Source organism: Treponema sp. TIM-1 (assembly GCF_046533115.1).
Lineage (GTDB): Bacteria > Spirochaetota > Spirochaetia > Treponematales > Breznakiellaceae > JAIRMO01.
In genome coordinates this window covers 1-11,046 of record NZ_JAJQRC010000065.1, presented here as the reverse complement: position 1 = coordinate 11,046, position 11,046 = coordinate 1, and the positions used below count along the sequence as shown (strand labels likewise).

Below are 11,046 nucleotides of genomic sequence, written 5' to 3'. Positions count from 1 at the left end.
ACGAACGAAGAGGAAGAGACGGGAAGAGAATTTGACCACAAAGGCGAAGAAGGCGAATAAGGGAATTAAGAGAGGAGGGAGGAGGGAGGAGTTAGAAGTTAGAAGTGAGTGAGTGACCAACCTTCACTACTCATTCCTCTCTCCTCACTCTCTCTTAATTCCTTTCCTTCTTCGCCTTATGCGCCTTCGTGGTTAACTTCTCTCCTTTGTTCGTGAGGTTTGTGAGGTTCGTGGTTAAATTCTTTCATATTAGGGCGGAATTGGTTGATGGTGCCGGTAAAGGCTCGGTTTGCCTGGCAATCCAATGGGTGAAAAATACCCTGGTTAAAGACGGCACGTTTGCCCTGCCCGAAAAAAAAGTTTGACAAATAGGACAACCTGTAGGATAATTATACGGATTATTCTGTCATGAGTAATCTGTACATGAGGTTTTATATGCATCCCTCATGTAAAGATATTTTTTGTTGGAGGAACCTATGAAAGCGACTAGAAAGTTAATGTCCGTAGCCCTACTCCTGGTTATAGTGGCGGCTGTGGCTTTGGCGGCCGGTGGTGGGCAACAAAGCGGTGGAACCTCAGGAGGGTCCACCCCTACCCTGAGCAGCTTGCCTCGCAGAGAAACGCTCTACTTTAACGGCCTTCTTTGGGGAGCGCCCACCCATTTTAACCCCTTTAATGTGGACAGCTCCTTTGGGATCACCCCCTTTACCCCGCTCTCCCGTCAGCTCATTTATGAAAGCCTGTTCATTTTTAACCTCCTGGATGCCAAGCTCTATCCCCAACTGGCGGATAGTTATACCTGGAACGGGCAGAATGTAACGGTGGTCCTCAACCGGAACGTTAAATTCAATGACGGCACGGCCATGACCGCCGATGACGTGGTTTATACCTATGAACTGCAAAACCGGTATACCACCAGCGGGACCGCCTATTGGTCCTATATCGACAGTGTCCGGAAAATAGACAATTATACCGTGGAAATCCGGGGTAAATCCTCGAATTTCAACCCCAAAATGATTGAAACCTCTCTCTGCGCCCTGTATATCGTGCCGAAACACGTATGGGAAGGCATCGAAAAACAGGTTTCGGGCCCTACCGGCATAGTCCAGTACCCCAACTGGGAACCGGTGGCGACCGGCCCTTACAAACCCTATATCTATGACGATACCAAGGTGGTATTGATTCGGGACGACAACTATTGGGGAAAAATCGCCTCCAAATACGGCAAGCTGCCCGCGCCAAAATACGTGGCTCACAACGTATACAAAGACAATGCATCCGGAGACGCCGCTTTCCGGGCCGGCGAGGTGGATGTTTCCCAGCAGTTTATTTCCCAGGTGTGGACCTTTGGTTCCTCGGTGGAAACCTATATCCCCCAGGCGCCCTATTACTTCCCCGGGGTTATCCCCTCCATCGTGTTTAACACCACCAAACCCGGTCTGGATGATCCCGCGGTCCGGCGGGCCATTGCCATGGCTTTGGACTATGATATGATCGGTAAAAACGCTATGAGCGGTTATACCGCCCCCATGGTTGCGTCCCTGATGCTTCCGGTCCCGGCGGAACAGACCCTTATCGATGCCGATGCCCTCAAGCCCTACCAGTGGAACGGGGTGGACATTGCCGGGGCAAACCGGCTTTTGGATCAGGCCGGTTGGGTCAGGGGCGCCGACGGTATCCGCGCCAAGGGTGGAACCAGGCTCAGCTTCCGGGCGGAATGTCCCGCGGGCTGGTCTGACTGGAACGCATCCCTGGAAGTGGTGGCCCAGGTCGGCCGGCAGTTGGGGATGGACATTACCACCTACTTCCCCGAAGCGAATGTGTGGCAGGCCGATAAGGACAATGCCACCTTTGACATTATTATGCACAGCTACGGCGGTGCGGGTCCCGCTTCCCCCTGGAACCGGGCCTACGAAACCATGAGCAGCGCCGATATTCCACCGGTGGGTTCCCCCAACCGGGTCGGAAACTTTGGCCGCTGGTCCAATCCCCGGGCAAACCAGATCATCGCCCAGCTTGCCGCGGAATCCAATCCCGCCACCCTCAAGCAGCTCTGGACGGAACTCAATATCATTTACCTCCAGAATATGCCCGCCGCGGGACTGATGTACCGGCCGGTGGTGTTCCATACGGTAAACACCTCGGTATGGACCGGCTTCCCCAAGATGGGAGATGGGACCAATATTCCCCCGACTATTTGTAGTGACGGGTACGGCATCAACGCCCTCTACCGGATCAGTCCTAAATAAGTACCACCGCTAACCGCGAAAATGGGCTATCCAACCGGACAGCCCGATTGGTGCGGCGTTTCAATGAAGCGGAATAATGCAAGGGATATCGTGAACTCCTCAGGGTAAGCCGCAGCAAGCTCCTGGGGTGGTCCCCGTTCAGTGAACTTTCCGGACATCCCCGGTTTCCGCACCGGTACTTACGAAAAAGTCCGCACCAATGGTTTTTCAAAAAAGGGGGCTCTATTGAAAGCTTATTATACATACCTGGGGAAAAAGATCGGTTGGTACCTTATAACCCTGATTATAGCGGTATTTCTTAACTTTTTACTGCCCCGGTTGATTCCGGGGAATCCCGTGGCTACTATGGTGGCGTCCATGTCCGCGGGGATGACCGATGCCAATGCGGTAAAAAAAATCTACGATGCCTATATGTCCATGTTCGGCTTGGACAAACCGCTATGGCAGCAGTTCTTTGTCTATATCGGCAATATCTTTCAGGGTAATATGGGGCTTTCCTTTTATCAATTTCCCCGGCCGGTGGCCGATATTATCGGGTCGTCGATCCATTGGACCCTGATGCTCCAGATCCCCGCCATCCTTGTGGGGTGGTTTCTGGGGAACTGCCTGGGGGCCATCACCGCCTACCGTAAGGGGGTCTTTGACCGAGTGTTCTTCCCCTTTTTCCTCTTTATGAGCGCCATTCCCGCCTTTGGTTTGGCTATTGTAAACGTGCACTTTCTGGCGAACAAACTCCACCTTTTCCCGGGAAGCCTGGGATATCGCTTTGATCTGATACAAAACTGGGGGAATCCCGAATTTCTCCTTTCCGTACTCAACCATTACCGGCTGCCCTTCCTGACCATGGTTCTGGTGGTTATCGGTGGTCAGTCCCTGGGGATGCGGGAGATGTCCATTTACGAACTCAACGCCGACTATGTAAAATACAGCCGGTTCATGGGCATCAAGGACTCCAAAATCGTCGGGTATGTGTTCCGGAATGCTATGCTCCCCCAGATCACGGGGCTGGCCCTCTCCCTGGGGACCATGGTAGGGGGAAACCTTATCACCGAGATAGTTTTTAGTTATCCGGGCCTGGGAACCACCATGTTCACCGCCATCAGGACCCAGGATTTTCCCCTTATTTCCGGCTGTACCCTGATTATTACCATTACCGTACTGATCGCCAATTTTGTGGTGGATATTATCTGCGGCATCATCGATCCCCGGGTCAAAGCCGCAGCCCATGAGGAGGGATGAGATGGGTCATATCTTTAAAATCGCCTTTCAATCGGGAAAATTCCGCTTTGGTTTTATCGTCATTATGCTGATCCTGCTTCTCATTATCCTGTTTCCCCTGTTTGTAAAAACCGATCCCCTGCAAATGGAAGGGGGCATGTTTGAGCCTCCCAATATCCGGGCGATGTTGGGGAATAACTCCCTTCGGGAGGAGGAGGCTCAAACCAGGGCGATATCCCAGGCTGAGGCGGACCTTATGGCCCAGTTCGGCATCACCGCGGTTCAGCGGGAACCTCCCAAGGTGTTGCACGTCCTGGGAACGGATAACTTTGGCCGGGATGTGATGGCGGAATTGGTGGCCGGAACCCGGACCAGCCTTATCATCGGCCTTATCGCGGGTACCATAGCCACCCTGATAGGCCTGACCCTGGGGCTCCTCGCGGGGTATATCGGCGGCCAGGTGGATAACTTCCTCTCCAGTATCACCAACATCTTTATCGTTATTCCCTCCTTTGTGATCCTGGTCCTGGTCTCGGTGAGTATCGACTCCCGGAGTTTCTGGACCACAGGGATCGTCATCGGCATCACGAGTTGGCCCTGGACAGCCCGTTCGGTCCGGGCCCAGACCACCTCCCTGCGGAACCGGGACCATGTGAACCTGTCCAAACTTTCGGGCCACAGTATGCCCCGGATCATCTTTCAGGATATCCTGCCCTATATCGCCTCCTATGTGGTGATGGCCTTTATCCTCCAGGTGGCATCGGGGATCCTCTCGGAAGCCCAAATCTCCATGCTGGGCCTGGGGCCCCGGAACGTGGCGAGCCTGGGACTGATGATGAACTGGGCGGTGTTTTTCAGCGCCCTCCCCACCGGAGCCTGGTGGGCCTTTTTGCCGGTGGTAGTAATGGTCGCCCTGATCAGTTTCTCCCTCAATCTGATGAACTCCGGATTGGATCAGATCTTCAATCCCCAGATAAGGAATTAGGATTATGGCAGCGGGAATGTTGGAAGTCAAAAAGCTGACGACCTACTACAAAACCAGGATGAATGAACAGGTCTGCTCGGTGGATGATGTTTCCTTTATCCTGGAGGACGGTAAGTCCCTGGGGATTGCGGGGGAATCGGGATGCGGGAAAAGCACCCTGGCCATGAGTGTCATGGGGTATTATTTTCCTCCCCTGCATTACGAATCGGGGAGTATCAACATCGACGGGAAAGAGATCACGAGCCTTTCCCCGGACACAATCCGCAAGACCGTACTGGGCAACGATATCGCCTATATTCCCCAGGCGGCGATGAACGCCCTCAACCCCTCCCGAAAGATCATCCGGTTTATCGAGGATGTGCTGGAAGCCCACGGATCGAAATTTTCAAAAAAAGAGGTCCGGGATCTGGCCCGGGAACGATTCGGGATCCTCAATCTGCCGGAAAAGGTGCTGGATCAATATGCGGTGGAGCTATCCGGGGGCATGAAGCAGCGGACCGTTATCGCCATCTCCACGATCTTGAACCCCAAGGTGCTTATCGCCGACGAACCTTCATCGGCCCTGGATGTTTCATCCCAAAAGATCGTGATCAAACTCCTCCACGATCTCATGGAAAAGGGTTTTGTCCGGTCCATGCTTTTTATTACCCACGAACTGCCCCTGTTGTTTAATGTAACCGATGATATCATGGTGATGTACGCCGGGGAAATCGTGGAACAGGGTACGGCCCGGGAAATGGTTTTTGATCCCATCATGCCCTATTCCAAGGGGCTGATGAACTCCATCATTGTTCCCGAGAAGGGAACCCGGGGCCATATACTGCAGGCCATCCCCGGAGCGCCCCCCAATCTTAAGCATAAACCCCGGGGCTGCCGTTTTTCAGAACGCTGCCGCTTTGCCGAACCCGGGTGTTTTAATCAGACCATCCAGATGCAGCCTGCGGGAAAGGGCCGGTATTACCGGTGCCGGCTGGATGAGGCGGAACTGCGGAAAATGTATAAAAAACAAGAAGCAGATGCCCAAAAGTTTCCCCTTATCTCCAACACCTATGTTGATGATGCGATGGGTAACGTAAAAATAGAAGGGGGAAACCATGGATGATCCCAAAACCCCGGCTGTGGCCAAAGAAGAATTTTTAAGCGCCAAGGCCCTGTCCCGGGAATTCGGCTTTGGGAGCCGCAAGACCGTGGCGGTGAATAAGGTGGACTTTGCGTTTCACCGGGGGGAGATTATCTCCATCGTTGGGGAAAGTGGCAGCGGTAAAACTACCCTGGCGAAAATGGTGCTGGGTTTATTAAAACCCACGGGGGGAGAAATCTTTTTTGAGGGAAAACCCCGGGACCTTTCCACCCACAGTAAACAAAAGTTATACTGGCAAAATATTCAGGCGATCTTTCAGGATCCTTTTTCCACCTATAATATTTTCAACAAGGTGGATTCGGTGCTGCTGGACTGTATCCGCCTGCAAGGACAGGGGTATTTAAGTAAAAAGGAAAAAATCGAAAAAATGAAGGATGCCTGCGGTTTTGTCAATCTAAAGTTTGAGGAGCTGTCCAACAAATACCCCTTTGAACTGTCCGGCGGACAGATGCAGCGCCTGATGATAGCCCGGATTTTCATGCTTCGCCCCAAATTGCTCATTGCCGATGAGCCCACCTCCATGATTGACGCCTGCTCCCGGGCCACTATTCTGGACATGCTGCTGAAACTCCGGGACGAAACCAACATGACCATTGTGTTCATCACCCACGACATAGGTTTGGCCTACTATATTTCCGATATGGTTTACATCATGGAACACGGCAATATCGTGGAATGGGGAACCGCCGATGAGGCGATCCTCAACCCCAAGTCGGATTATACCAAACGGCTGCTGGGGGATGTCCCGAAGATCTACGAACCCTGGGACTTTAGCTCCGCCGCGGGGTGAATAGAGAATTTAAGCAATTCATCGCAAAGGCGAAACTTTAGTGCCTGGCGCCATGGGTTTTGGAAAAACCGTAATTGATGTATTATCTTTTAGCATGGATGATACACCGTGACGCGAATAAGGGGAAAAAGCGGGCTGAGATCCGCGGTTTTTAAATTTGACCGTTCAAAACTGCCGTACCTCCTCATTGTCGGGTTGGTCCTGAGCGTTCCGGTCCCGCCGGGGGTATGGGCGCAGGAGGCGTTGGTCCCGGAAATTAACGCCGATACCCGCTCGGCCCTGGAGGAGGTCCTCGTATCCCCGGACTTTGGGGGGGAAAAGCCGGGCTGGGGGATACGGTTCAAATCCCGGCTGCGGGGCAGCAATGAACCCCTCCTTCCCCCTATCCCCTGGATGGAGGGAATTACCCGGGCCTTTGCCTGGGGACTCAGGTTTCTCCTGGTAAGCGGCGTCCTCGTTCTGGGGGCTTTCCTCTTTTTCCGCTTCCGAAAACAAGGCTGGGCAAAAAGTCCCGGACCGGTTCAAAACCGTTTCGTTTTACCCGGGGAAGAAAAAGAAAGCCCCGAGTTCCTGCTGGAAAAGGCCCAAACCCTCTATGGAGAGGGAAAGATCCGGGAAGCCTGGGCCTACTGTTTCTCCGGGGCCGTGGCCGCCTTCTCCCGCTACCGGGGCCTGTGTTTTCCCCCGGACGCCACCGAATACGACTGTCTGGCCCTGGCCCCCGCTGCCCCGGGCTTTACCGCCCTGGTGACCACCTGGGTGAATTTTGCCTATGGCGGAAAGATTCCCCCGGACAAGGCCTTTACCGGGGCCCTTGATTTCTGCCGTTCCCTGCTTGCCCCGGCGGATTTTTCGGTCCCAGGAACGATCCATGAATAAATATGGGACTATTTTTGTCATCTGCCTGGGGGTCCTGGTCCTCGTGGCCTTGGCGGGATACGCCCTCTTTGAAATATACCCCACCACCAATTACCGCCGGCCTTCCGTGGAAAGCCTATCCAACGAGTACCTGGCCCTGGATCGCTGGCTGCAAAAAACCGGCCATCCCCTCAAAACTACTACCGCCGGAAGTCCTGCGCTGCTGGACCATCTTTCGGAAAAAACCCTGCTGATCCAAAGTTCCCGGTTTGACTGGTCCGGGGAAGCCCCCGGCGCCCTTCGATCCTGGATTGAGGCGGGGGGTAATCTGGTGGTTTTTTCGGATTTACCCTGGTACGAGGATGAGGAGGAAGACCTGTCGAATTTTCTGGCGGGATTTGGTATAACCATGGAAAAAACTTCCCCGTATAATGTAGATGAGGAGGATGAGGAAGCGGAGGAAACCATTCCGGACAACCCGGAAGCGGATCCTATGGCCGCTGAACCGGCCCTGGACTTTGATGTCCACTTTCTGGTGGAGGAAAAATCCGATGCCCGTATCCTGCAGGATCGCGGGGGTAACATCCGGATGGTTTCCGTGTTCTGGGGAGCGGGTTCGCTTACCGTGTCGGGGACTCCCTATTTTATGTGGTCCGCCACTATTGGGGAAAACCAAAACGCCCGCCTGGCTTGGCACATCACCGGGGCCCTGGACCGGGAAAACCGGGGGATCTATTTTATCCGGGGAAAGGAGCCGGCTGCGGGGTTATGGGGGGAATTGTCGGAACGGGGCAATATCACCCCCCTGGTGGTGTCGGCCCTGATCCTGGTCATCACCGGGTTCTGGATGGTTATACCCGCCTTTGGCCGGCCGGTCAGGGATGAGGAGCGGCCCGGTAAACCTATCGGAGAACGGTTCCGCGCGGAAAGCCGGTTTCTGCGGAAATACGGGGCCCTGGACCTCTACCTTGACGCGTATGTTGAAGAACTATGGAATAAACTCCGCATCCGCCGGGGCTTATTCCACCCGGATCAGATGGTACCGATCCTGGCCGAACTCTGGGATATGGATGCCCCGGGGGTAGAAAAAATCATCCATCCCCAGGGAAGGTTACGATACCGGGATTTTGTGAATTATATACGGCTTATAGAAAACACCGAGGAGCGTTTATGAATGAGGTTACCTATTCCGTTGAATCCGCCGCGGAAGCCATTGGGGCGGTAAAGGAGCAAATAGCCACGGCCTTTATCGGTCAGCTCGGCCTGGTGGATCATGCCCTGATCACCCTCCTCGCCGGGGGGCACCTCCTGGTGGAAGGGGTCCCCGGTTTGGGCAAGACCCTCCTGGTCCGGTCCATTGCCATGGCCATAGGCGGGGACTCCAAGCGGGTCCAGTTTACCCCGGACCTGATGCCCAGCGACATCACCGGGAACATCATCCTCGACGCCTCCTCGGGGCGGTTTATAACCCGCAAGGGGCCGGTTTTTACCAACCTTTTTATTGCCGATGAGATCAACCGGGCCCCGGCAAAAACCCAGGCCAGCCTTTTTGAAGCCATGCAGGAACTCCAGGTAAGCCTGGACGGGGAAAGCCATCCCCTGCCCGAGCCTTTTATGGTACTGGCCACCCAGAATCCCTATGAACATGAGGGAACCTACCCCCTGCCGGACGCCCAAAAGGACCGGTTCCTTATGAAGGTGCTGGCGGATTACCCCGATATGGAAGAGGAAAAAACCATGGTAACCCGGATCCTGGCGGGGACCACCGGGGCGGAACTTTCGGTGTCCGCGGTTTCTCCGGTGTTAACTCCCGCGGGTTTAACGGGTATTCAACGGCTGGTCTCGACATTACGGGTAGATCCGGCCATTGTCGACTATGCCGTGCGGCTGGTTACCGCCACCCGGAAAACCCCTGTGCTGGAAACCGGGGCCGGTCCCCGGGGCAGCCTTGCCCTGATCCGCTGCGCCCGGGCCCGGGCCCTGATGGAAGGCCGGGACTTTGTCCTCCCCGATGACATCAAAGCCCTGATCCTCCCGGTCCTGGCCCACCGGCTGACCCTTTCCGCGGAAAGCGAACTGGAGGGCTCAAGCCCCCGGATGGTTCTGGAAAGCCTGGCCGCCAAAATAGAAGCCCCCCGGTCATGAAACCCGGCGCCGGCCTCTTTATTGCCGCCCTCCTCTGGCTCCTCCTGGGGGCCGCGGCTTTTTTCTCCTCCGCCCTTTCCCTGGCGTGGTTTCTTACGGGTCTTTCCCTGCTCCCCCTGATCATCGCCGATGGCCTGGTAACCCGCCTGCTCTACGGCAGCCTTGAGGTCTCCCGGGATATCCCCTTCTCCCTGGCCCTGGGGGAGCCCTGCCGGGTTACCCTCCGGTTCCGGGCGTCCCCGGAGGGACTCCTCCCCTTTGGGATCCTCCTCTTTGATCTCTACCCCGATTCCATGGGATGTACCGGGTTTCCCACCCCGCTCCAACGGAAATCCCTACAAAACCGGGGTATTTTGGTCTTTGAATATACCCTTATCCCCCTGGATCGGGGGGTCTGGGAATTTTCCGGACTGGAATTGTGCTATCACTCCCCGCTCCGGTTCTGGTCGCGGAAGGTTTTCCGGCCCTGTATAAGCCGGGGGCGGACGTACCCGGACTTTAAAAAACTCAAACAAGCCGCCGGCAAGGATCTGCGGGGAATTTGGGAACTTACCGGCCGGATCCCCCGCAAGCGGGGACAGGGGATGGAATTTCTCGACCTTCGGGAATATCAACCGGGGGATTCTGTCCGGGCCATCGACTGGCGGGCCACGGGCAGGCGGGGCAAGGTGATAATCCGGGAATACCAGGAGGAGCAGGATCAACAGGTGTTGTTTATCCTGGACTCGGGATACCGGCTGCACCGCCGCGAGGGGGAGTACCTGCAATTTGACAGCGCCCTGAATGCGGTGCTGCTCCTCTCCTATGCGGCCCTGAAACACGGGGATTCCGTGGCGGCCCTCAGCTTCGGCGCGGAAGAACGGTGGCTGCCCCCGGGTAAGGGGCCGAGGGCCCTGACCGGGCTGTTAAACAAACTCTACGACCTAAAAAGCGCCCCGGTCCCCTCGTCCCCCTTTTCCGCCCTGGAAAACGCACTGAGCCGGGTCCACCGCCGTACTTTCATCATCCTGATCAGCAATTTCCGGGAAGAAGACGGGGAATCCCTCTCCTGGATCCTCCCCCGGATCCGGGAACGGCATCTCCTCCTCCTGGTAAACCTCCGGGAAAAAGAAGCGAAGGAACTCGCCTTCCGCCAACCCCAGAACGCCCAGGAATTCGCCGAGCGGGCCGCGGCGCGGTTCTATCTCCGTTCCCGGCAGCGGCTCTACAAAACCTGGGAACACCTGGGTCTCCTGACCCTGGAGACTTCTTCCACGGACATTTCCTCGGACCTGATAAACCGCTACCTGCTGGTCAAACGTTCCGGCCGTTTATAGGGAACTAATTAACTCATGTTACGCAGTTACACAGGAAGAATAGGATTAACCACGAACGACACGAACAGCACGAACTTTTGCTTCGATATTCCGCTTGGGACCCTTGCGTACCATGAGTTATATAAGATATGTTACTATAGGTAAGGAAAACAACGAAAATGAAGAAACTTTTTGGGTTGATTATCGTTCTGTTGGTCGGAGTAGTCCTGATTGGCTGTGCAACTATTCAATCATTGCAACAGATTGAACAAGAAATAAACAACCGCGGAGCAAGCTCCGCGGTATTTCTTACTTTGTAATCTAATCGAATAATTCCAGCTGTTTATTTTCATATATCTTTGCAT

At 54.9% G+C, this 11,046-nt stretch carries 9 protein-coding genes; all 9 read left to right on the top strand.

Annotation, left to right across the window (positions count from 1 at the left end; translation table 11 throughout):
* Window positions 1-476 precede the first annotated feature (476 nt).
* The 9 genes from LQZ21_RS14380 (at window position 477) to LQZ21_RS14340 (ending at window position 10,702) form a co-directional block, all read left to right on the top strand.
* Window positions 477-2,249: an ABC transporter substrate-binding protein gene (locus tag LQZ21_RS14380; protein ID WP_411045261.1), complete on the top strand. Its 1,773-nt coding sequence runs from the start codon at window positions 477-479 to the stop codon at window positions 2,247-2,249.
* Between the two features lie 225 nt (window positions 2,250-2,474).
* The gene (locus tag LQZ21_RS14375; protein WP_411045259.1) at window positions 2,475-3,488 is read left to right on the top strand and encodes an ABC transporter permease; all 1,014 of its coding nucleotides are present in this window, start codon (window positions 2,475-2,477) and stop codon (window positions 3,486-3,488) included.
* A gap of 1 nt (window position 3,489) precedes the next feature.
* A complete protein-coding gene (locus LQZ21_RS14370) occupies window positions 3,490-4,452 on the top strand; it encodes an ABC transporter permease (RefSeq protein ID WP_411045257.1) in 963 nt (320 codons plus the stop codon).
* A gap of 4 nt (window positions 4,453-4,456) precedes the next feature.
* The gene (locus LQZ21_RS14365; protein WP_411045255.1) at window positions 4,457-5,554 is read left to right on the top strand and encodes an ABC transporter ATP-binding protein; all 1,098 of its coding nucleotides are present in this window, start codon (window positions 4,457-4,459) and stop codon (window positions 5,552-5,554) included.
* On the top strand, window positions 5,547-6,383 hold the full coding sequence (locus LQZ21_RS14360; RefSeq protein ID WP_411045254.1) for an ABC transporter ATP-binding protein: 837 nt from the start codon (window positions 5,547-5,549) through the stop codon (window positions 6,381-6,383). Before LQZ21_RS14365 ends, LQZ21_RS14360 begins: the two co-directional genes overlap by 8 nt.
* A gap of 108 nt (window positions 6,384-6,491) precedes the next feature.
* Complete coding sequence (locus LQZ21_RS14355) at window positions 6,492-7,262, top strand: hypothetical protein (protein WP_411045252.1); 771 nt, start codon at window positions 6,492-6,494, stop codon at window positions 7,260-7,262.
* The gene (locus LQZ21_RS14350) at window positions 7,255-8,415 is read left to right on the top strand and encodes a DUF4350 domain-containing protein (RefSeq protein WP_411045250.1); all 1,161 of its coding nucleotides are present in this window, start codon (window positions 7,255-7,257) and stop codon (window positions 8,413-8,415) included. Before LQZ21_RS14355 ends, LQZ21_RS14350 begins: the two co-directional genes overlap by 8 nt.
* The gene (locus LQZ21_RS14345) at window positions 8,412-9,386 is read left to right on the top strand and encodes an AAA family ATPase (RefSeq protein ID WP_411045248.1); all 975 of its coding nucleotides are present in this window, start codon (window positions 8,412-8,414) and stop codon (window positions 9,384-9,386) included. The genes LQZ21_RS14350 and LQZ21_RS14345 overlap by 4 nt, the downstream gene beginning before the upstream one ends.
* On the top strand, window positions 9,383-10,702 hold the full coding sequence (locus LQZ21_RS14340) for a DUF58 domain-containing protein (RefSeq protein ID WP_411045246.1): 1,320 nt from the start codon (window positions 9,383-9,385) through the stop codon (window positions 10,700-10,702). The genes LQZ21_RS14345 and LQZ21_RS14340 overlap by 4 nt, the downstream gene beginning before the upstream one ends.
* The last annotated feature ends 344 nt before the right edge of the window (window positions 10,703-11,046 follow it).

Excerpts from the sequence above, each read along its gene's own strand:
- LQZ21_RS14380 (WP_411045261.1), top strand. The coding sequence starts at position 477 with ATGAAAGCGACTAGAAAGTTAATGTCCGTAGCCCTACTCCTGGTTATA.
- LQZ21_RS14370 (WP_411045257.1), top strand. The coding sequence starts at position 3,490 with ATGGGTCATATCTTTAAAATCGCCTTTCAATCGGGAAAATTCCGCTTT.
- LQZ21_RS14365 (WP_411045255.1), top strand. The coding sequence starts at position 4,457 with ATGGCAGCGGGAATGTTGGAAGTCAAAAAGCTGACGACCTACTACAAA.
- LQZ21_RS14360 (WP_411045254.1), top strand. The coding sequence starts at position 5,547 with ATGGATGATCCCAAAACCCCGGCTGTGGCCAAAGAAGAATTTTTAAGC.
- LQZ21_RS14350 (WP_411045250.1), top strand. The coding sequence starts at position 7,255 with ATGAATAAATATGGGACTATTTTTGTCATCTGCCTGGGGGTCCTGGTC.
- LQZ21_RS14345 (WP_411045248.1), top strand. The coding sequence starts at position 8,412 with ATGAATGAGGTTACCTATTCCGTTGAATCCGCCGCGGAAGCCATTGGG.
- LQZ21_RS14340 (WP_411045246.1), top strand. The coding sequence starts at position 9,383 with ATGAAACCCGGCGCCGGCCTCTTTATTGCCGCCCTCCTCTGGCTCCTC.